This is a genomic window from Actinomadura formosensis NBRC 14204 (assembly GCF_001552155.1).
Classification (GTDB): domain Bacteria; phylum Actinomycetota; class Actinomycetes; order Streptosporangiales; family Streptosporangiaceae; genus Spirillospora; species Spirillospora formosensis.
The window spans coordinates 1-20,632 of sequence record NZ_BCQQ01000004.1; the positions used below are offsets into that span (position 1 = coordinate 1).

Annotated in this window: 17 protein-coding genes; 11 read left to right on the forward strand and 6 right to left on the reverse strand. The window is 71.6% G+C overall.

Annotated features, from left to right (window positions below; genetic code table 11):
* Positions 1-152 precede the first annotated feature (152 nt).
* Complete coding sequence (locus AF1_RS01465; protein WP_255218768.1) at positions 153-866, reverse strand: peptidoglycan-binding domain-containing protein; 714 nt, start codon at positions 864-866, stop codon at positions 153-155.
* Between the two features lie 632 nt (positions 867-1,498).
* Between AF1_RS01465 and AF1_RS01470 the strand changes: the two genes are divergently transcribed.
* Positions 1,499-2,491 (forward strand): winged helix-turn-helix transcriptional regulator, encoded by a 993-nt coding sequence (locus AF1_RS01470; RefSeq protein WP_067792735.1) that lies wholly within the window; start codon positions 1,499-1,501, stop codon positions 2,489-2,491.
* Positions 2,492-2,587: 96 nt separating this feature from the next.
* Positions 2,588-4,123 (forward strand): class I adenylate-forming enzyme family protein, encoded by a 1,536-nt coding sequence (locus AF1_RS01475; protein WP_067792738.1) that lies wholly within the window; start codon positions 2,588-2,590, stop codon positions 4,121-4,123.
* Positions 4,124-4,152: 29 nt separating this feature from the next.
* Here AF1_RS01475 and AF1_RS01480 read toward each other — a convergent pair whose 3' ends face one another.
* The 3 genes from AF1_RS01480 to AF1_RS01490 all read right to left on the reverse strand — a co-directional run bounded on the left by AF1_RS01480 (position 4,153) and on the right by AF1_RS01490 (position 7,710).
* Positions 4,153-4,590 carry a PaaI family thioesterase gene (locus AF1_RS01480; protein WP_207393915.1) on the reverse strand — a complete coding sequence of 146 codons (438 nt, stop codon included), beginning with the start codon at positions 4,588-4,590 and terminating at the stop codon, positions 4,153-4,155.
* A gap of 1 nt (position 4,591) precedes the next feature.
* Positions 4,592-5,758 (reverse strand): thiolase family protein, encoded by a 1,167-nt coding sequence (locus AF1_RS01485; RefSeq protein ID WP_067792741.1) that lies wholly within the window; start codon positions 5,756-5,758, stop codon positions 4,592-4,594.
* A 203-nt stretch (positions 5,759-5,961) separates the two neighbouring features.
* Positions 5,962-7,710, reverse strand: coding sequence for a class I adenylate-forming enzyme family protein (locus AF1_RS01490; RefSeq protein ID WP_067792744.1), 1,749 nt, complete (start codon positions 7,708-7,710; stop codon positions 5,962-5,964).
* A gap of 283 nt (positions 7,711-7,993) precedes the next feature.
* Between AF1_RS01490 and paaN the strand changes: the two genes are divergently transcribed.
* The 7 genes from paaN to AF1_RS01525 all read left to right on the forward strand — a co-directional run bounded on the left by paaN (position 7,994) and on the right by AF1_RS01525 (position 16,093).
* Positions 7,994-9,679: a phenylacetic acid degradation protein PaaN gene (gene paaN, locus AF1_RS01495; protein ID WP_207393914.1), complete on the forward strand. Its 1,686-nt coding sequence runs from the start codon at positions 7,994-7,996 to the stop codon at positions 9,677-9,679.
* A gap of 101 nt (positions 9,680-9,780) precedes the next feature.
* A complete protein-coding gene (locus AF1_RS01500; RefSeq protein ID WP_067792747.1) occupies positions 9,781-11,253 on the forward strand; it encodes a carotenoid oxygenase family protein in 1,473 nt (490 codons plus the stop codon).
* Entirely contained in the window at positions 11,250-12,452 is a 1,203-nt protein-coding gene (locus AF1_RS01505) for an acetyl-CoA C-acyltransferase (RefSeq protein WP_067792750.1), read from the forward strand. Before AF1_RS01500 ends, AF1_RS01505 begins: the two co-directional genes overlap by 4 nt.
* Positions 12,449-13,438 carry an LLM class F420-dependent oxidoreductase gene (locus AF1_RS01510; protein WP_084262328.1) on the forward strand — a complete coding sequence of 330 codons (990 nt, stop codon included), beginning with the start codon at positions 12,449-12,451 and terminating at the stop codon, positions 13,436-13,438. Before AF1_RS01505 ends, AF1_RS01510 begins: the two co-directional genes overlap by 4 nt.
* Positions 13,439-13,600: 162 nt before the next feature.
* On the forward strand, positions 13,601-14,305 hold the full coding sequence (locus tag AF1_RS01515; RefSeq protein ID WP_242608570.1) for a DUF998 domain-containing protein: 705 nt from the start codon (positions 13,601-13,603) through the stop codon (positions 14,303-14,305).
* Positions 14,306-14,357: 52 nt separating this feature from the next.
* A complete protein-coding gene (locus AF1_RS01520; RefSeq protein WP_067792753.1) occupies positions 14,358-14,732 on the forward strand; it encodes a YciI family protein in 375 nt (124 codons plus the stop codon).
* A gap of 110 nt (positions 14,733-14,842) precedes the next feature.
* The gene (locus AF1_RS01525) at positions 14,843-16,093 is read left to right on the forward strand and encodes an RNA polymerase sigma factor (RefSeq protein ID WP_067792756.1); all 1,251 of its coding nucleotides are present in this window, start codon (positions 14,843-14,845) and stop codon (positions 16,091-16,093) included.
* A gap of 63 nt (positions 16,094-16,156) precedes the next feature.
* Here the strand turns inward: AF1_RS01525 and AF1_RS01530 are convergent, their stop codons facing one another.
* The gene (locus tag AF1_RS01530) at positions 16,157-17,140 is read right to left on the reverse strand and encodes a hypothetical protein (protein WP_207393913.1); all 984 of its coding nucleotides are present in this window, start codon (positions 17,138-17,140) and stop codon (positions 16,157-16,159) included.
* Positions 17,141-17,290: 150 nt separating this feature from the next.
* Here AF1_RS01530 and AF1_RS01535 point away from each other — a divergent pair, with 150 nt between their 5' ends.
* Complete coding sequence (locus tag AF1_RS01535) at positions 17,291-17,881, forward strand: TetR/AcrR family transcriptional regulator (protein WP_084262329.1); 591 nt, start codon at positions 17,291-17,293, stop codon at positions 17,879-17,881.
* 129 nt (positions 17,882-18,010) lie between these two features.
* Here the strand turns inward: AF1_RS01535 and AF1_RS01540 are convergent, their stop codons facing one another.
* Positions 18,011-19,219 carry an acetyl-CoA C-acyltransferase gene (locus AF1_RS01540; protein WP_067792764.1) on the reverse strand — a complete coding sequence of 403 codons (1,209 nt, stop codon included), beginning with the start codon at positions 19,217-19,219 and terminating at the stop codon, positions 18,011-18,013.
* Between the two features lie 188 nt (positions 19,220-19,407).
* Between AF1_RS01540 and AF1_RS01545 the strand changes: the two genes are divergently transcribed.
* Complete coding sequence (locus AF1_RS01545; RefSeq protein ID WP_067792767.1) at positions 19,408-20,628, forward strand: acetyl-CoA acetyltransferase; 1,221 nt, start codon at positions 19,408-19,410, stop codon at positions 20,626-20,628.
* Positions 20,629-20,632: the final 4 nt, after the last annotated feature.

The window sequence follows — 20,632 nt, forward strand, 5'->3', positions numbered from 1 at the left end:
GGCTGGCCGCAGAGGCGGGCGATGCGAGGGCGGCCGCCGCCCCGCCGATCGCGATGGCGGCGGTCGTCGTGGTGAGGATCTTGCTGAGCGTGCTCATGCCTTGTCTCCCTTTGGTTGCGAAGCTTGTCTGCGAAGCCTGGGGTTCGGATGGGTCAGCGGCGCTGGTACTCCTCCCAGGTGCGGATGGTCACCTTCGGGCCGTCGTCCCGGCCGCGTCCGGCGAGCCCGTTCAGGCCGAGGTAGTAGTCGCCGACCTGGTGCTGGGCCTGGCTGGAGAGGTCGGTGTCGCTGATGGCGGCGGCGTGGATGTGCCACGGCCAGTTGCCTTGGGCGGGGCTGCGCACCCATGCCGCGAAGCCGACCTGGCGCAGCGCGCGGGCGGTCGCGGTGCGGGTGGCGGAGTTCATCCCCTTGACCGAGATGTCGACGACGCCGCCGCCGTCGTGGGTGCCCGCGGACGTGGGGTCGCCGCCGGGGTTGTACGAGCCCTGCTCCAGCACGAGGTTGCGGCCGAGCAGCCGCTTCGCCTCGGCCAGCATGCTCCGCGTGCGGGTGTTGATGACGAACCCGCCGGTGGACACCCGGGTCCCCGGGCCGATGGTGCGGGTGACCGTGAAGCGCCCGGCGCCGAGTTTGGCGAGCGACGCCTTGCCCGGCAGGCCGTTGGCGGCGACACCGGTGTAGCCGAGCGACTTCTGGTACTTCGTGTAGGCGGCGACCGTTGTGGTGCCGAAGTACCCGTCCACCCACTTCGCGTCGAGCAGGTGCCGGTCGCGCAGCGCCCGCTCAATGAGGAGCACGCTGGCTTTTGCGCCCGGGGTCAGCGTGCTGTCAGACCGCCGCGGGTCGATCTGGGCCGCCTTCACTGCGGCTTCCATATTCACGCTCGGAAGAGCCTTGGTGCCGGCCGCCTGTGCCGCCGACATTCCGGATGCTCCGGTCAGGGAAGTGAGCAGGGTGGTCACCGCGAGGGCAGCGGCATATGAGGAAAGTTTCATCCTTGTCTCCTGATTGCGGGCGATTGGGAACGAAGCCCGCGGCGGAGTCCACAGTCACGGATTGCCCGCGCGTCCACAAGGAGATCGATGTTGTCAGCCTGTTCGCCAGGCACTTCCTGACAGGCGGACACGCGGTCTGACAGGTGCGAGCGGGACGCGCGGCCCGCAACCGCGCAGGATGGCGCTTTGAAGCCCGCGGTTCGGTGAAGTCTTTCAAGCCGACGTGATCTCGACTGCGAGGAAGAGAATTATCCCGATGGCCCTCCCGATAAGTGAAGTGCCCATGGACGTCCCACGCCTGGAAGGCAGATCTTCGTGACGCTTCTGGCCGGCGAAAGGCGGTGAACAGTTCACTGCCTTTCGCCGGAGGCGTGGCGCAGTCCGCCTCTTCTCCGGGCCGGGCCAGGCCGGGCACTGATCGCATAGTGCGGCTGGGGACCGGGAGCAACCAGGGTCCGAAGTAGCATTGCGGAGTGGTGGGAGAAGGGAAGGGTGATCCCATGGCGGGCCGGGCGGCTCCGGGAGCGCAGCCCAGCGCCATCGGGCAGGCGCTGCTGGCGATCGGTGATCAGTGGACCCTGCTGATCCTGCAGCGGGCCTTTCTCCTGCGCGTCCGCCGTTTCGCCGACTGGCGGGACGAGCTGGGGGTGTCCGAATCCGTGCTGGCCAACCGGCTCAAGGAACTCGTCGCGGGCGGACTGCTCTCGCCGTCTCCCTACCGGGAGGAAGGCCGCACCCGCACCGAGTACCTGCTCACCGAGCAGGCCAGGGAGCTGTGGCCGCTGCTGGTGGCGGTCTGGTCCTGGGAGCGCGCCTGGGTGCCGCGCCGGGCCGGGCTGCCCGAACTGATCCATGAGACCTGCGGCGAGCGCACCGATGTCGAGATCGGCTGCACGTCCTGCGGACTGGCCCCCGTCACCGCGCGCGACACCGTCACCGAACGCGGTGCCGCGACGTTCGCGCAAGTCGCGGTGCCGCGTTTGCATCGCAAGACCGTGCGCGTCAAAGGGGAAGACGATCCCCTGTCGTACTTCCCTGAGACCTTCGAGCTGCTGGGGGACCGGTGGGGCACGGTCCTGCTCGCCGCGGCGCTGCTGGGAGTGCAGCGGTTCGTTGATCTCCAGTCCGGCCTGGGTGTGGCGCCTTCGGTCCTGTCCAGCCGGCTGCGCCGTTTCACCGAGCTGGGCGTGCTCACCGCCGGCGGGGGACAGGGCCGCCGGTCGAGCTATCGGCTCACCGACAAGGGCATCGCCTTCTTCGACGTCTTCGCCTTCCTCGTCGACTGGGCGCAACGCTGGTACACCGGCCCGCCCGGCACCGACCTGCGGATCGTGCACCGGGCATGCGGTGAGCCCTTCCGGCCTTACCTGCGCTGCCGCTCGTGCGGGAAGGCACTGGAACGCACGTCCGTGACCTTCGCCGTCGCCGGTGCGGGCGGGCTGATCCAGCGGCTGCCCCGGCGTGACGTCGAAGGGGCCGCCGCGACCGGCTGACAGCGACATCGGGCCGGTGCCCGGTCTCTCCGCGCCCTTCCCTGCTGACTTTGCTTATAGTAGTAAGTCATCGCATCGGGAGGTTCGGAGAGACTCATGACCATCGGCCTGCTCGCCCGCCGCGCCGCGGCCCGCTTCGGCGACCGACCCGCGGTGATCGGCCCTGACGGGGGCCGGAGCTTCACCGAACTCGTCGACCGGGCCGACCGCCTGGCCCGCGCTCTGCTCGCCCTGGGCCTGCGCCCCGGAGAGCGGGTCATGGAACTGCTGCCCAACGGCTGCGCGCTCGTGGAGTCGGATCTGGCGCTGGCACTGGCCGGGCTGGTCCGCGTGCCGCTCAATCCGCGCCTCGGCCCCCGCGAATGGGAGCGCATGGCCGATGACTGCGGGGCCGGCGCACTGATCTACGACGGGCGGTACACCGAGGAGACCGAAGCGCTGCGCAGCGGACTGGGCGCCGCGCGGACCGTCGTCCTGGGAGAGGGGCCCGGGCAGCCGTGGACCCGGCTTCACGACACCGCGCCCGCCGGTCCGCTCAGGCTCGGGCACGTGGACGACCTGGCCGGCCTGGCCTACTCGTCCGGGACGACCGGCCATCCGAAGGGGGCCCGGCGCACCCACCGCAACCGCATCGCCTCGGCCCTGGCCATGACCCACGAAGTCCTCGGCGGCCCACCCGCCCGGGATTCGGTCTACCTGCACGCCGGGCCGGCCATCCATACCAGCGGGCTGTTCGTCCTGCCGTTCCTCATGGCGGGCGCGCTTCAGGCCATGCTCGACCACGCCGACGCCGAGCAGATACTCCACGCCATCGACGAGTACCAGGTCACCCACATCGCCCTCGTCCCCACCATGGTGGACCGGCTGGCGCACGCCGCGACCGCCCCGCCGTCCTCCCTGCGGATGCTCGCCTACGCGGGCTCCCCCATGCCCGTCGAGCACATCCGCCGGGCGAGTGAACGGCTGACGCCCCGCCTCGTCCAGTACTACGGCCTGGTCGAGGCGATGCCCCCGCTGACCGTCCTGGACGAGGACGACCACGCTCGCGGTCTGGCCGGGCGGCCGGAACTCCTGGCCTCCGCGGGCCGGATCTGCCCGGCCGTCGACCTGCGGGTGGCGGGCGAGGACGGCCGGCCCGTCCCCGAGGGCGAGACGGGGGAGGTGCTGGTCTCGGGAGATCCCGTCACCACGGGCTACTTCAACGCCGCGGATCGCGACGACCTCGGAAAGTCCTTCATCGACGGGTACCTGCGCACCGGCGACGTCGGGCGCCTGGGGCCCGGCGGAAGGCTCTGGCTGACCGACCGCCGGAACGACATGATCATCACTGGCGGATACAACGTCTATCCCCGCGAGGTCGAGGAGGCGATCACCTGCCTTCCCGGCATCGCGTCCGCCGCGGTCGTGGGCCTGCCCGACGAGCGCTGGGGCCAGCGGATCACCGCGGTCTACTCCTGCCTGCCAGACCATGAGATCGAGCCCTCACAGCTGCTGACCCACTGCCGTGACCGGCTCCCTTCGCACAAGCGCCCCAAGTCCGCGCACCGGGTCACCGATCTGCCGCTGAACGCGACCGGCAAGATCCATCGGCGGGAGATCGCGCGGCGTCTCATGAACGCTGAATGCTGGTAACGCCCCTCTCATCTGGGGGCGTGTGTCCGTCATGGCCAGAAGATGAGCTGGGTGCAGCGGAATATGGCGATCCTGCGGCCGGCCTCGTCGGTGACGTCGGCGTCCCAGATCTGCATGCGCCGCCCGCCGTGGGAGAGCGACGCGACGGCGCGGACCCTGCCCTCGCGGGCGGTTCCGACGTAGTTGCTGGTCACCTGGGTGGTGGTGAAGCCCTTCGCGCCTTCGGGGAGCGCCAGGCGGCAACCGATGCCGCAGGCGGTGTCGGCCAGGGCCACGACCGTCGCGGCGTGCAGGTAGCCGTTGGGCGCCAGAAGGTCGGGACGGACGTCGAGTTCGGCCACGACGCTGCGGCCGGCGAGTTCCACGACGCGGAACCCGAGCAGGCCGGGAAGCCTGCCCTCGGTCATCCGGGTGAGGTTCTCCGGAGTCGGGTCCGGCGGGGTGGGGCGCGGGGAGACGTCGTCCACCTCACGCCTCCAGGACGAGGGCGATGCCCAGGCCGACGCCGATACAGGCCGCGGCCACCCCGATGCCACCGCCTCTTCGGCGCAGCTCCCGGGCGCAGTCGACCACGATGCGCGCGGCCGAGGCGCCCAGGGGATGGCCGAGGGCGAGGGCGCCCCCGTGCGGGTTGACCTTCTCCTCGGGGAACCCCAGATCGTCCACGCAGGCCAGGACCATGGCCGCGAACGCCTCGTTGAGCTCCAGCACCGACACGTCGGACAGGTCCCGGCCGGCCTTGCGCAGGGCGGCGCGGACGGCGGGAACGGGCGCGACGGCGAAGCGGTGGGGTTCCAGGGCGACCACGGCGCTGGCGACGACGCGGGCCAGCGGGGGGAGTCCGAGTTCTTCGGACGCCCGGGGGGAGCCCATCAGGACGGCGATCGCGCCGTCGTTGATGGGGGAGGCGTTGCCGGCGGTCACGGTGCCGCCGGGGGTGAAGGCGGGGCGAAGCCGGGCGAGTGCGGCCGGGGTGCTGTCCGGGCGGATCGACTCGTCCCTGACCACTCCCTCCAGCGGGGCGACCACCTCGTCGTGCAGGCCCTTCTCCCAGGCGGCGTGCGCCCGTTCGTGGGAGCGGGCCGCCCACTCGTCCTGCCTGGCCCGGCCGATGCCCCGCTCGGCGGCGACGACGTCCACCGAGCCGCCGAGTGAGGCCGTCCACTCCGGGGGGAAGGCCGGGTTGGGCATCCGCCAGCCGACCGTGGTGGGGGTCAGGTCCAGCCGCCGGGGCAGCGCCTCGTCGATCGGCGGAAGCACGTAGGGGGCGCGGCTCATGCCCTCGACACCTCCGGCCACGATGAGGTCGGCGTCGCCGCAGGCCACCGCGCGCCCCGCCTGCACGATCGCCTCCGCGCCCGAGCCGCACAGCCGGTTCACCGTCACGCCGGGCACGGTCACCGGCAGCCCGGCCAGCAGCGCCGCCATGCGCGCCACGTTGCGGTTGTCCTCCCCGGCGCCGTTGGTGTCCCCGTACACGACATCGGCGATGCGTGCGGGGTCGAGCCCGGCATGGCGTTTCATCAGCTCCCGCAGCGGGTGGGCGGCCAGATCGTCCACCCTGACTCCGGACAGCCCGCCCCTGTTCCCACCGAACGGGGTGCGCTGGGCGTCCAGCACCAGCACCTCGGCCACGCCGACTCCCTTACTCCTTGACTTCGCTTGCAGTACTGAGGTCGGCTCGCCCGACCGGGGCCCCGGAGGCGCCCGTGCACGACTGTCGCGGTGCTGTCACCGGCCCCTCTCAGGGCGGTGGCGCCGGTCGCCGGCGACCGGCGGGCCGGAGGCGCCTATCGCGCCGCCGGCCGCGCCGGTGCCACTCGATCCTTCTCGGGGGGCTATGCCTGCGCGACGGGCTCGTCGAGCTCGCCGGCGTCGAGACGCCTGCTCAGTTCCCGCTTGAGGATCTTGCCGACGGGGTTGCGGGGGAGGGCCTCGACGAACACGAACCGCTCGGGGAGCTTGTACGAGGCGATGCGCAGTTCGCGCAGGTGCTGCAGCAGGGCCTCGGTGTCCGGGCGGGCGCCGGGCGCCGATGCGATGATCGCGCACGTCTTCTGCCCGAGCACGGGGTCGGGGTACCCGACCACCGCGGCTTCGGCGACGTCGGGATGGGCCGTGAGCAGCGCCTCGATCTCGGCGGGGGCGATGTTCATCCCGCCGCGGATGATGAGGTCCTTGCTGCGGTCCACGTAGAGCAGGTACTGGTCGCGGTCGCCGGCGATCTGGAACACGTCCCCGGTGCGCAGATAGCCCCGCTCGTCGAAGGGGTCGTGGCCCGCGGTGCCCGGCAGGTAGCCGGCGAACACCATGGGGCCCTTGATGCGCAGCTCGCCGGGCCGTCCCGGTTCGGTGACGTCCTTTCCGGTGACCAGGTCCACCAGGCGCAGCGAGATCCACTTCGAGGCTTCGCCGTGCCAGCTCTGCCCCGGCGCGCCGTAGCGGGGGAAGTAGCGGGCGCGGATCTCGGGGTCGGGGAAGTCGGCCGGGGCGCCCAGCAGGCACGCGCCTTCGTTGGAACCGAAGAAATTGACCACCGAGATGCCGTGCCTGTCCTGCCATCCGCGCACCATGGACGGCGACAGAGGCGCCGACCCGGAGGCGATGGAACGCAGCGAGGACAGGTCCGTGGACGCGAGCAGCTGTTCGTTCTGCAGGAGCATCGTCAGCACGGCCGGGGGCGCGAGCGTGTAGGTGACCCGTTCTTCGGCGATCTGCCGCAGATAGGTCGGCAGCGTGAAGGGGTGGTGCAGGACGTAGGTGGTGCCGCACCTGAGCCAGGGCAGCAGGGTGCCGGCGATCGCGGCCATGTTGACCAGGGGGAAGGGATTGAGGATGACGTCCTCGCCGGTCAGCTCGGGGCCCTCGACGGTCGGCCGGGAGATGGCGAGCCAGTCGTAGTGGCAGCGGGGGACGGCCTTGGGGGTGCTCTCGGTGCCCGATGTCCAGCACACCGTGACACAGTCGTTCGGATCCGCCTGGAACGTGGTCAGGTGGTCGGCGACGAGGGACCGGTCACTCGCGTCGGCGGGGGCGGCGTCCAGCGGGACGACCCCGTCCGGGAGGTCCTCTCCGAAGGCCAGCAGGAGCCGCAGCGACTCCGTGGTGCGCAGCGACTCCAGAGCGCTCTGCGCGGTGGCGCGCTCTCCGATGCGGCCGGCGGTGATGAAGGCGGTGAAGCCCGCCAGCGGGGCGAGCAGGCCGAGCTCGTACTCCCGGTACTGGACCGGCAGCGGTGAGATCACGGCGCCGATCCTGATCGTCGCGAGATAGGTGGCCACCAGTTCGGTGCAGTTGGGCAGCTGCGCGCCGACCAGGTCGCCGGGCTTGACGCCGTGCCGCAGCAGTTGCGCCGCGATCCGGTCCACCGCGGCGTCGAGGTCCGTCCACGTCCAGCGGTTCGGTCCGACGCCCATGAGGTCCCGCTTGTCGGGCGGGTCGATCACGGCGATGGCGTCCGGCTGCCGCTGGACCTGGCGGCGCAGCAGGTCGCCGATCGTCTCGTCGGTCCACCACCCGCGGGTGGTGTAGTCGGTGACGCGCTCGCTCGGATGCAACGCCGCCGGCCGGCTGCCGCCTGCCTCCATGTTTCCTCCTCCAGTGCTGCTCCCCGAGGGAGCGTGCCCCTGGGGAAACTATGATAAGAAAAGTCAGAGGTCAATCGGTGACCTGGGCAAAAGGGGGACACGCCGCTCCGGCGGGACCCGGCCGGCGACGGACGCCGCCGTCCCGCGCCAAGCCGTCCCACCGGTCACCGCCGCGCCGCCGGGCTGCTACGGCCTACCGGCCTTGGCGCCGTTCAGAGGCCACGAGCGGCTGATCCGGGGTCACCGGAAACCAGACCCTCGACGACCCCCAAGGAGAACGCAGATGAGCACCGATCCCATGGACGAGCACCGTTCGACGCTGACCGCGGCGCTGCGCGCGTGCCGTACCCGTGAGAGCTGGACCGCCTACCCCGAGGACACGGCCTCGCACCCCAACGGCGAAAGCGGCAAGGCCGCGGGAAAGGCGTGGCTCGCCGATCGCCTCGGCTCCCGCTTCCCCCTGGAGCACCCGGGGAACTGGCGGGTCCAGCAGGACGAGGTGTCGCCCTACACGGGGCTTCCGCTCGGCATCTCCTACCCGGCCGCGGAGCCGGAGGCCCTGTTCGCCGCCGCACACCGTGCCTGGCCCGCCTGGCGGCAGGCCGACCCGCAGACCCGTGTCGACGTGTGCCTGGAGATCTGCGAGCAGCTCTACCTGCGCAACTTCGAACTGGCGTACGCGGCGATGCACACCGCCGGGCAGAGCTTCGGAATGAGCTGGGCGGGCAGCGGCACCAACGCGATCGACCGGGGCATCGAGGCCATCGCCCTGGCCCACGCCGCCATGGAGCGAGTGCCGCGCTCGGCGGTGTGGTCCCGGGCGTTCGGCACGCATCAGGTGACCCTGGACAAGCGCTACCGGCTCGTTCCCCGGGGCATCGCCGTTGTGATCGCCTGTGCGAGCTTCCCCGCGTGGAACGTCTATCCCGCGCTCTTCGCCAGCCTCGCCACCGGCAACCCGGTGATCCTCAAGCCGCACCCCACCTCGGTGCTGCAGATGGCCGAGGCGGTGCGGATCTGCCGGACGACCCTGGCCGAGGCCGGCTTCTCCCCCGACCTGGTCGGCCTGTCCCTGGACACCGTCGCCGAGCCGGTCGCCAAGCGGCTGATCTCCCACCCCGGCACCCGCATCGTCGACTTCACCGGCTCGGCGGCCTTCGGCTCCTGGGTGGAGGCCAACGCCCACCCGGCCATCGCCTACACCGAGACCTCGGGCGCCAACTCCGTCCTCATCGAATCGCTGTCGGACCCGGACGCCCAGCTCCGCGCCATAGCCGGATCCCTGTGCCTCTTCTCCGCCCAGATGTGCACGAGCCCCCAGAACATCTATGTTCCCCGCGGCGGGATCAGGACGGCGGACGGCGAGATGACGCCCGACGAGTTCGCCGACGCCCTCGCCGCCGCCGTTCAGGCCGTCTCGACGGTGCCGCGCCGGGCCGCCGCGGTCATGGCGACGGTCCAGTCGCCCCACACGCTGGACCTGCTGAACCGCGTCCGGGACCAGGCGGCGGAGAAGGGCCGGGTCGTCCTGGAGCCGGCGCCCTATGAGCACCCGGAGTACCCCGGCGCCCGCACCAGCGGGCCGCTGCTGGCCCGGCTCGACATCGCCGACCATGACCTCTACGGCCGGGAGCGGTTCGGCCCGGTCGCCTTCGTCATCACCGCCGACGACGCCGACCGGGCACTGGAGCAGGCCACGCGCGACGCCCGCGAGCAGGGGGCCATCACCGCGTTCGCCTACTCCACCGACGAGGGGTACCTCGATCGCGCCGAAGCCGCCTACGCGCTGGCGGGAGCCGCGCTCACCAGCAATCTGAGCGGGCCGATGCCGCTCAACTTCTCCGCCGCCTACAGCGACTACCACGTCACGGGCCTGAACCCGGCGGGCAACGCCTCGCTCACCGACGACTCCTTCGTCACGGGCCGGTTCCGCATCACCCAGTCCCGCCGTCCGGTGGCGACCGGCTGACGCCGGCGGGAGGAACGAGCCGGCGGCTCCCGGCCCTCCTCAGGTGAGCTGACTTCGTTTATAGTAGTTCTTCCATTCTTTGAGCGACTCAGGGTGGTCCCATGTCCAGTGCCGAAAAGCCGATCGCCGTGGCCCGCGTCGTCGACGACGAGCCGAACCCTTATCTCCTCGGGGTGTTCGCCCCCGTGAAGGAGGAACTGACCCTCGACGACCTTGAGGTGGTCGGGCAGATTCCGCGCGACCTCAACGGCGTCTACCTGCGCAACGGCCCCAACCGCCAGTTCGAGGCTCCGGGCCGCTACCACATGTTCGACGGCGACGGCATGATCCACGCGGTCCACTTCGAGAACGGCCGCGCCCGCTACCGCAACCGGTACATCCGCACGCGGGCGTTCCAGGAGGAGTCCGAGGCAGGCCGGGCCCTGTGGACCGGGCTCATGGAGAACCCGAAGGACAACCCGTGGGGCAACACCCACGGCCTGGGCATCAAGGACTCGGCCAACACCGACGTGATCCTGCACCGGGGCAGGGTGCTGGCCACCTGGTACCTGTGCGGGCAGCCCTACGGCGTCGACCCGCTGTCCCTGGAGACCCTGGGCGCCCAGGACTTCCTGGACACCTTCACCGGCGACATGATGGCCCACAACAAGGTCGATGAGGCCACCGGCGAACTCCTGTGGTTCGACTACGGGCCCGACAAGGCCGCGCTGCGCTACGGCATCATCGGGGCCGAGGGCAAGCAGACCCACGTGACCGAGGTGGCGCTCCCCGGCCCCCGCCTGCCGCACGACATGGCCATCACCGCCAACTACACGGTCCTGATGGATCTGCCCCTGGTCCAGGACCAGCAGGCGCGCGCCGCGGGGAAGTACCGGATCTTCTACGACAAGTCGCTCGTCTCCCGGTTCGCCGTGCTCCCCCGGCACGGCGACGGAGCCTCCGACGTCCGCTGGTTCGAGGCCAAGCCCTGCTACATCTACCACGTCATCAACGCGTGGGAGGAGGGCGACGAGATCGTCATGGACGTCTGCCGGGTCAAGAACCCCCAGCACCAGACGACGTTCGCCACCCCGCTGTCCAACATGCTCGCCTACATGCGCCTGGACGCCCAGCTCTACCGATACCGGTTCGACCTCGCCACCGGACGGACCCAGGAGAGGGCACTGGACGACGGCAACATCGAGTTCCCCAGCATCGACTCCAGGATCATGGGCAGGTCCCACCGCTACTCCTACAACATGCGCCTGGCGAACGAGCCCACCCTGCTGTTCGACGGTCTGGTGCGCTTCGATTCCCAGACGGGCACCAAGCAGGAGTACTTCTTCGGACCCGGCCGCTGGGGCGCCGAGGCGCCCTTCGCCCCCCGGGACGGCTCGACCGGCGAGACCGACGGCTACGTGGTCACCTTCGTCAACGACGAGTCCACCGGCCGCGCCGAAGTCGACATCTTCGACGCCGAGGACATCACCGCCGGGCCCGTCGCCCGCGTGCTGCTGCCCCAGCGGGTCCCCTCGGGCTTCCACGCCTGCTGGGTCAGGGCCGACCAACTGCGCCAGGAGCAGGACGCTCGATGAGCGACGCCTACCTCTTCGACGTGATCCGCACCGGGCGCGGCAAGGCCAGGCCCGGCGGCGGACTCGCCCACCGGACGCCCCTGAGCCTGGTCACCGACCTGCTCGGTCATCTCAGCCGGCGCCACCGCCTGACGGCGGCGTCCGTGGAGGACGTCCTCCTCGGCGTCTCCACCCAGACCGGGGCCCAGGGAGGCAACCTCGCCCGGACGGCGGCGATCCTCGCGGGATGGGACACCGTACCGGGAATGACCCTCAACCGGTTCTGCGCCTCGGGAGTAGACGCCATCACCACCGCCGCGGCGCACGCCCGGTCCGGCGCGTCCGGGCTCCTCGTGGCGGGAGGCGTCGAGTCGATCTCCCACACCCCCGTGTACTCCGATCGGGCGCCGCTGTTCACCGACCCCGAGACCGTGGAGAAGGCCGGTTCCGTCGCCATGGGCGTCGCCGCCGACCTGATCGCGACGATCGAGGGGTTCGGCCGCGCCGAACTCGACGCCTACGGGCTGCGGAGCCAGCAGCGGGCCGCCGCCGCCTGGCGGGAGGGGCGCTTCGCCCGGGACCTCGTGCCCGTCGCGGGGCCCGACGGCCGGGACTTCGCCGTCGATGAGGCGATCAGGCCCGAGACCACCTTGGAATCCCTCACCCGGCTGCCACCCGCCTTCGCCGAGCCGGGCGCCTCCGGCCAGGACGACCTCGTGCGGCGCCGCCATCCGCAGATCGCGGAGATCGCCCACCTGCACACGGCGGGCACCTCGCCCGCGCTCACGGACGCGGCGGCGCTCGCGCTGATCGGGACGGCGGAGGCGGGAGCCGGGCGGGGGCTGGCGCCGCGTGCCCGCATCCTGTCGGCCGCCGGCGTGGCCGTGGATCCCGTGGTCATGCTGACCGCCGCGCAGAAGGCGACCGAGACCGCGCTGCGGCGGGCCGGGCTCGGCCCGGACGACATCGCGGTCTTCGAGGTCGCCGAGGCGTTCGCGGCGACCTGCCTGAAGTTCCAGCGTGATCTGAAGATCGACGATGACCGGTTCAACCCCAACGGAGGGACCATCGCCATGGGGCACGCCTTCGCCGCCACCGGCCCGATCCTGGCCGCCAACTGCCTCGGCGAACTGGAACGCCGGGGCGGGCGCTACGGAGTGATCGCCGTCAGCGGCGCCGCCGGACTGGGAAGCGCCGCCGTCCTGGAGCGGGTCTCGTGAGCGCCGCGGAAACGCCGTCGCTGGCCGTCTCGCTCGGTTTCTGGCAGGACCGCCCGCCGGCCGAGGCGCTGTCGACCGCACGGCACGCCGACGAACTGGGATACCGGCACCTGTGGATCGGGGAGATGGCGACCTATGACGCGTTCGCCCTGGCCACCCGGATCGCCGACCTGACCGCGGGCCTGCGGCTGACCATAGGCCCCCTGGCCGTCGCGGTTCGCGATCCCATGCTCATCGCGCGGGGCGTCGCCTCGGTGGCCGACCTGTCCGGCCGCGGAGTCGATGTGGCGGTGGGCACTTCCAGCCCCATGGTGGTCGGCCACTGGCACGGCCGTAGCCGTGAGCGATCCGCCACCATGCTGCGTGAATCGGTCCAGGCCCTGCGACCGCTGCTCAAGGGAGAAAAAACGGATTTCGCCGGGCAGACGGTCAGCACGAAGGGCTACCGTCTGCGGCTCGCCCCACCGCGGACATCGATCGCCGTCGCCGCGTTCGGCCGCTTCGCGGTCAAGACCGCGGCCCGGTACGCCGACTGCATGGTCCTCAACCTGATCACCCCCGCCTCGGCGGCCGTCCTGGTCGGCCAGATGCGCGCGGACGCGGCCGAGGCCGGCCGGCCGGCCCCGCCGGTGACGGCCTGGGCGGTGGCCGCGGTGGACGGGGAGGAGACCGCGGTGGAACAGCTCCGCCGGGGCGTGGTCGGCTATCTGGCCGCTCCCGGCTACGGGGAGATGTTCACCGAGGCGGGCTTCGGGGACCTCGTCGCCTTCGCCCGCGGCCGCCCGCACCCCAAGGAGTTGCTCGCCGCGATCCCGCGCGAGCTCATCGGCTCCGTCGGGCTCGTCGGGGACGCCGGCACGATCCGGACCCGGCTCGCGGAGTACGCCGCCGCCGGCGTCGATGAGATCGCGGTCGTGCCCGCGAGCGTGGACGCGGATCCGGGCGGCCGGCGCACCCTGGCCGCGCTCAGGGACATCGCCCCTTGAAAACCGGGCGTGTGCCGGTTCCGTGACGGGTAACGCCCGCCGGAAAAAGTATCCGAGAAAAATCCAGCCGATCTGTCGAATCCGCGTCTTCCCGTTCGAAGTGTGGTCAGAGGGCCGAGAGGGGCAACAGGAGCCGGGCCCAGGGCGTGCGAGGAGAAGACCGTGATCGAGCAGCGGACGAGGACCACGTCGGGGGCCGCGCACCGGGCCGCCTGCGACCGGGAGACCAGCGTCACCAGGTCGCTCCTGGGCTACGGCGTCATCGCCGGGCCGGTGTTCATCGCGGTGGTGCTCGCCCAGGCGCTGACCCGCGATGGCTTCGACCTCACCCGGCATGCGTGGAGCCTGCTGGCCAACGGCGACCTCGGCTGGATCCAGATCACCAACTTCATGGTGGCCGCGGCGACGACCCTCGCCTGCGCGGCGGGCCTGCGCCGTGCCCTGGCCCCGGGGCGGGGTGCGACCTGGGCCCCCCGTCTGGTCGGCGGTTACAGCGCGGGCCTGCTCGCCTCGGGGGTCTTCCGCGCGGACCCGGCGATGGGCTTCCCGGTGGGAACGCCGGAGGGGCCGGGGGCGGTCAGCTGGCATGGAATGCTCCACCTCGCCGGCAGCACCGTCGGCTTCCTCTGCCTGGTCGCCGCCTGCTTCGTCATCGGCCACCGGTTCGCCGCCGAAGGCCGCGGGGGCTGGGCCGTCTACTCCCGGCTCAGCGGTGTGCTGTTCCTGGTGTCATTTGCCGCGATCGCCGGTGGCGGCGGCGCCGCGTGGGCCACCGTGACCTTCATCGCCGGGATCCTGATCAGCTGGGGCTGGATGTCGGCCCTGTCGCTCCACCTGTACCGGCGCGCCACGCCCGGCCGCGGCTGAGACCCGTCCCTCGACACCCGTTCGTCCGACGACATCATCGAAGGAGAGCACCATGCGATACATGATCATCCTCCGGGTCACCGACCGGCCCGACACCCCGCCGCCCGCCGATCTGATGGAGGCCATCGCCAAGCTCGGGGAGGAGGCGACCAGGTCCGGCGCCCTGCTCGACACCGCCGGGCTGGCTCCCAGCTCGGAGGGCACGCGGATCACCCTCACCGGGGGTGCGATCAGCGCGATGGACGGCCCGTTCACCGAGGCCAAGGAGCTGATCAGCTACGCCTTGTTCGAGGTCCGCTCCAAGGAGGAGGCCGTGGAGTGGACGTCCCGCTTCCTGAAGGTCCACCGCGACCACTGGAAGGGCTGGGAGGGTGAGGCGGACATGCTGCGCGTGATGGGCCCCGAGGACTTCACCGCCCCCGCGTGACCGCTTCCACCGGCTCACCGAGTTGACGCCCCCGGCCGGGTTTCCGGCCGGGGGCGTACGCGGTGCCGGGCAGGGTGCGGCAGCGGGTTCCCGGGTGGTTTGATCGGGCCATGACAGGTGGCGATTCACACCGGACGGTCGAGGCGGTCTGGCGGATCGAGTCCGCACGGGTGATCGCGGGCCTGGCCAGGCTGGTCCACGATGTCGGCCTGGCTGAGGAACTGGCTCAGGACGCCCTGGTCATCGCACTGGAGCAGTGGCCGCGGACCGGTGTGCCGGACAACCCGGGCGCATGGCTCACGCTCACCGCCAAGCACAGGGCGATCGACCTGATCCGCCGCAACGCCCGGTACGCCGAGAAGCTCGCGGAGATCGGCCGGGACCTGGAGCTCCGCCAGGAGTCGGCCGAGGCCGATGTGGACGACGCCCTCGACGACCACATCGGCGACGACCTGCTGCGGCTGCTGTTCACCGCCTGCCATCCCGTGCTGCGGCCCGAGGGGCGGGTGGCGCTGACCCTCCGCCTACTGGGCGGCCTGACGACGCAGGAGATCGCACGGGCCTTCCTCGTCCCGGAGCCGACCGTCGGGCAGCGGATCTTCCGGGCCAAGCGCACCCTCGCCGACAAGCGGGTGCGGATCGAACTGCCCGCGCCGGACGAACTGTCCGCCCGGCTCGTGTCCGTCCTGGAAGTCAACTATCTGATCTTCAACGAGGGCTACTCGGCGACCGCCGGCGGTGACTGGATGCGCCCGGCGCTGTGCGAGGAGGCGCTGCGCCTGGGCCGCATCCTGGCCGGTCTCATGCCGGACGAGACCGAGGTGCACGGCCTGGTCGCTCTGATGGAGATCCAGGCGTCCCGGATTCGTGCCAGGACGGGCCCGGACGGGGAGCCCGTACTGCTCCTCGACCAGGACCGGAGCCTGTGGGACCGCCTGCTCGTCCAGCGGGGGCTGGCGGCCCTCGCCCGCGCCGAAGCACTCGGCACGCTCGGCCCGTACGGGCTGCAGGCCGCGATCGCCGCCTGCCACGCCCGCGCGGCGACGGCCGAGGACACCGACTGGGAGCGAATGGCCGCCCTGTACCGGGTGCTCGCCCACCTCGCCCCCTCCCCGGTGGTGGAGCTGAACCGCGCGGTCGCGGTGAGCATGGCGTACGGCCCGGCCCGGGGCCTGGAGATCGTGGACGCCCTGCGGGAGGAGCGTTCCCTCAGGACCTATCCGCAACTGCCCGCCGTACGTGGCGACCTGCTCGAGAGGCTGGGCCGCCTGGACGAGGCCCGCGAGGAGTTCCGGCGCGCCGCCGCACTCACCCGCAACGAACGCGAACAGTCCCTGTTCCTCACCCGCGCCGAGCAGTGACCCGCACCAGGTGAGCGGACGGGCGTCGCCTGCCTGACCAGGGATCGGAGTTGCCCGTCCAGGTCATCGGTGGATGCCGAAGGTGTGCGCGACGTGCGGTGTATCGACCAGGGTGTGGGGCGCCAGGGCGTGGTAGGCCCAGACGTGCACCCACGCGTTGCCCGTGCGTACGGTGAGCCAGGCCTTCACCATGCCGGGGCCGAAGTAGGTGAGCAGCAGGAAGGCGATCGAGACGGCCGCCTCCCGGGGGGAGCCGTACTCCGCCCAGGAGTCCCACACATGCAATGCCGCGTAGGTCAGCCCGCCGAAGATCACTGTCGTCGCGACGGAGCCGGTCAGCTTGACGAAGCGCGGGATCAGGATCGCGTAGATGAACACCATCGTCGGCAGGACCGTGCCCGCCATGTAAAGGATGAAGGTGAGCGGCACGCCCAGCAGCAACTGCCTGGCGCCGAGGTCGAAGATCTCCGGACGCAGCGCGGCGATCTGCACGATCCCCTCGACCAGCAGCACGACGACGATCAGGCGGAGGTCGCCGCGCCGGTCGGCGGAGACCAGGTTGAGCGCCCGGGCCGGGTAGCGGCGCCAGAAGTACGCCAGCGGCACGATCGCGAACACCACCAGGTTGTAGCCGGCCCAGGCGAGCGCTTCGGACCGCGCGACGTGGTCGTTCGTCTCGTTCACCGAGCCGGCCAGGTGCAGGCCGAACGGGTGCCAGCCGAACGTCCGCCCCACCACGAAGCCGAGGGCGAGCCCGCCGGCACCGTAGGCGATGAGCAGCAAGGTCTCACGGAGCGCCGTGGCGCGCTCGGGGGCGCGGGCCGCCAGGTCGGGCCTGGGCCGGCGCCGGGTGAGGAAGAAGGCCAGGGTCATGATGAGGAAGACCTCGGCGAGCCGGACATTGAAGTCCACCAGATAGGCGGACGTGGGGCGCTCCGCGGTGCCGGGCAGGTCGAGCGGGAGCCTCCGGTCCGCCAGGACCAGCAGCAGCGCGTTCGCCGATACCCATCCCAGCGCCGCCAGCCATACGGCGCGATTGCGGAACAACGAGCGGACCGATCCGCCGGCTGCCGGCGGATCGGTCCCGGGCGGGTGTTGCGAGGACGGTTCAAGGCGCATCGGGGGTCTCCGTCCGGCGTTTACTAGTACAACTGTGCTACTTCCGGGATAGTAGCACGACTGTGCTACAAATGGGGGATGCCTCGAGTGGTGGACAGTGAGCAACGGCGACGGGACGTGGCGGCGGCGGTATGGCGGGTGATCCTGCGCGACGGGCTGGACCGGGCCTCGGTCCGCAACGTGGCGAGCGAGGCCGGGCTGTCGATGGGGTCGCTACGGCACTACTTCGCCACGCAGTCCGAGCTGCTGGCGTTCACCCTGCACGCGATCATCGAACGGATCCAGCAACGGATAGCGACGCTTCCCCCGGGCCCCGACCAGCGTCGCCGCGCCGAACTGGTGCTGGCCGAACTGCTGCCGATGGACGAGGAGCGCGCCGTCGAGAACCGGGTATGGCTGGCCTTCACCGCGCGCGCGATGGTCGATCCGAAGTTGCGCGCCCTGCAGAGCGAGGGGTACGCCCTCCTGCGCGAGGGCTGCCGCGCCCTCGTACGCTCCCTGGACGTACCCGAACCCGCCGTGGAGTACGAGACCGACCGGCTGCACGCCCTTGTCGACGGCTTGGCCGTCCACGCCGCGACCCATCCCCACCTGACCACCCCGGCGCGGATGCGCGAGATCATCGCCGTCCACCTCGCCGAACTCGGCCGTCCCGCCGGGACCGCCTGACCGGCGCCCACGGCGGCGGGACCCCCGCCGCCGTCCGACCGCTCTTCTCTGCAACGCGGTCGGGGCGGGCGTTCTCCAAGTCCGCTGAGCCCTTCTCTGCGGTCACCGCGCTCGAACCGGTGGATCCGGTCAGGCGGGGATCCGCTCGATGAGGACGGCGACGCCGAGGCCCGCGGCTCCCGAGACCGCGGCGACGCCGTAGCGCCCCTCACGGCGTTCGAGTTCCTCGACACAGCCGCCGGTCATGATGGCCCCGGTGGCGCCGAAGGCATGGCCCATGGCGATGGTGCCGCCGCTGGGGTTGAGCCGGTCGGGTCCGGCGCCGAGGTCGCGGCGCAGCCGCAGGCACAGCGCCGAGAACGCCTCGGCGAACTCGAAGACGTCGATGTCGGCCGGAGTGAGCCCGGCCCGCGCGATGACCGCCTCGACGGCCTGCTGCCCGGCGGTGAGCATGATGACGGGGTCGGTGGCCACGGTGGCCGAGCCGACGATGCGGGCGCGGGGGCGCAGCCCGGCGGCGCGGGCCGCGTCGGCGTCGCCGAGCAGGAGCAGCGCCGCCCCGTCGGCGAGGGCGGGGGACGTGCCGACGGTGTGCAGATGCTCGATCGTCCCGGCCTCGGGGTGGGCGGCGAGGGCGAGGGCGTCCTGGCCCTGCGCGCCGAGCTCGGCGAAGGCCGGCGGCAATTCGGACAGGGCTTCCAGGGTGGTCCCCGGGCGGATCAGCTCGTCGCGGGCGAAGAGTGCGCCGCCGGGCAACGCGACGGGGACGACCGAGCCGTCGTGGCGGCCCGCGTCCCAGGCGGCGGCGGCCTTGTGCTGGGTCTCCACGCCGTAGGCGTCCAGCTCCTCGCGGGTCCACCCGTCGAGAGTGGCGTTGAGGTCGGCGGCGATGCCCATGTGCACCGATCCGATCCGGGCGATCGTCTCCGGGTCGTGCCACAGCGGCCCGCGGTCGCTGAACATCGGGACGCGCGAGACGCTCTCGACCCCGCCCGCCACGACGAGCCCGAGGTCTCCGCCGCGGATGCGGGCCGCGGCCAGTGAGACGGCGTCGATCCCCGAGGCGCAGAACCGGTTGACCGTGCCGCCGGGGACACCGGGCCCCCAGCCCGCCAGCAGCGTCGCGGTACGGGCGAGGTCGGCGCCCTGCTCGTCGACCTGGGAGGCCGACCCGATGATCACGTCCTGGACGCGCGCGGGGTCCAGCCCCGTCCTGTCGACGAGGGCCCGCTGGAGCCGCACGACGAGGTCCACCGGCCCGATCCCGTGCAGGGATCCGCGCGACGAGCCCTTCCCCCGGGCCGTACGCACGTAGTCCAGTACGAGGGCTTCGGTCATGCGGCCTCTCCCGTCCTGCTAGTTACTCTCATAAATGTAGTGAAGTTGTCGATGGTGAGCAAGGCTCGGATTTCAGAAAACATGGCTCTGTACTGCATCGCTGCGTAGCTGACATTGACGCCTAACTCTCACTACTGTAGTAAAAGGTTGAGGGGCTCCAGGTCGCCCCACCCGAAGGGAGCGGACAGATGACCACGGGAACATCGGTACTCGGCGGCTACCAGAGCGACTTCGCGCGCAACTGGGCCCGCGCCGGCCTGGACTTCGCCGACCTCACCGAGCAGGTCGCCACCCGGACGCTGGAGGCCGCCGGGCTGGAACCCGGCGACATCGAGGTGATCCACGTCGGCAACGCCTTCGGCCAGCTGTTCACCGGCCAGGGCCAGCTCGGCGGCATGCCCGCCACCGTCCTGCCCGAGCTGTGGGGCGTGCCCGCCTCCCGGCACGAGGCCGCCTGCGCGTCCGGAGGCATCGCCGCGCTGGCGGCCATGGCGGACCTGGAGTCCGGCCGCTACGACGTGGCGCTGGTGCTGGGCCTGGAGCTGGAGAAGACCGTTTCCGGCGACCTGGCGGCGCGGCACCTCGGCGCCGCGGCCTGGGTCGGGCACGAGGGCCAGGACGCCACGTTCATGTGGCCCTACATGTTCAGCGCCCTCACCGACGAGTACGACCGCCGCTACGGCATCGACGACGCGCACCTGCGCGCGATCGGCGAGCTCAACTTCCGCAACGCCCGCGCGAACCCGCTGGCCCAGACCCGCGCCTGGGAGCTGACCGACGCCAGCTTCAGCGCCGACGACACGGCGAATCCGCTGGTCGAGGGCAGGCTGCGCCGACACGACTGCAGCCAGGTCACCGACGGGGGAGCGGGCATCGTCCTGGTCAGCGACCGCTACCTGGAGCGCCGCCCCGAGCTGCGGAGCCGCGTCGCCCGGGTCCAGGGCTGGGGGCATCGCACCGTCGGGCTCTCCCTGGACCAGAAGATCCAGCGCTCCAAGGACGACCGCTACGTCCTCCCGCACGTCCGGCAGGCGGTGACCGACGCCTTCGGCCGCGCCGGGATCGCCGGGGTGGCGGAGATCGACGTGATCGAGACCCACGACTGCTTCACCATGTCGGAGTACATGGCCGTGGACCACTTCGGCATCACCGCCCCCGGCGAGAGCTGGAAGGCCGTGGAGAACGGCGATCTGGAGAAGGACGGCCGCATCCCCGTGAACCCCTCCGGCGGGCTCATCGGCGTCGGCCACCCCGTCGGCGCGACCGGCGTCCGGATGCTCGTCGACGCCGCCCGGCAGCTCACGGGCACCGCGGGCGACACCCAGGTCGACGGCGCCCGGCGCGTGGCCACCCTCAACATCGGCGGCAGCACGACGACCGCCGTCACCTTCGTCATCGGACTCGGCTGAGGGA

Bases quoted from the DNA above. Each gene is read 5' to 3' on its own strand.
- AF1_RS01490 (WP_067792744.1), bottom strand. From the start codon at position 7,710: ATGGAGGCAGGCGGCAGCCGGCCGGCGGCGTTGCATCCGAGCGAGCGC.
- AF1_RS01535 (WP_084262329.1), top strand. From the start codon at position 17,291: ATGCCTCGAGTGGTGGACAGTGAGCAACGGCGACGGGACGTGGCGGCG.
- paaN (WP_207393914.1), top strand. From the start codon at position 7,994: ATGAGCACCGATCCCATGGACGAGCACCGTTCGACGCTGACCGCGGCG.
- AF1_RS01525 (WP_067792756.1), top strand. From the start codon at position 14,843: ATGACAGGTGGCGATTCACACCGGACGGTCGAGGCGGTCTGGCGGATC.
- AF1_RS01545 (WP_067792767.1), top strand. From the start codon at position 19,408: ATGACCACGGGAACATCGGTACTCGGCGGCTACCAGAGCGACTTCGCG.
- AF1_RS01505 (WP_067792750.1), top strand. From the start codon at position 11,250: ATGAGCGACGCCTACCTCTTCGACGTGATCCGCACCGGGCGCGGCAAG.
- AF1_RS01475 (WP_067792738.1), top strand. From the start codon at position 2,588: ATGACCATCGGCCTGCTCGCCCGCCGCGCCGCGGCCCGCTTCGGCGAC.
- AF1_RS01470 (WP_067792735.1), top strand. From the start codon at position 1,499: ATGGCGGGCCGGGCGGCTCCGGGAGCGCAGCCCAGCGCCATCGGGCAG.
- AF1_RS01500 (WP_067792747.1), top strand. From the start codon at position 9,781: ATGTCCAGTGCCGAAAAGCCGATCGCCGTGGCCCGCGTCGTCGACGAC.
- AF1_RS01520 (WP_067792753.1), top strand. From the start codon at position 14,358: ATGCGATACATGATCATCCTCCGGGTCACCGACCGGCCCGACACCCCG.
- AF1_RS01540 (WP_067792764.1), bottom strand. From the start codon at position 19,219: ATGACCGAAGCCCTCGTACTGGACTACGTGCGTACGGCCCGGGGGAAG.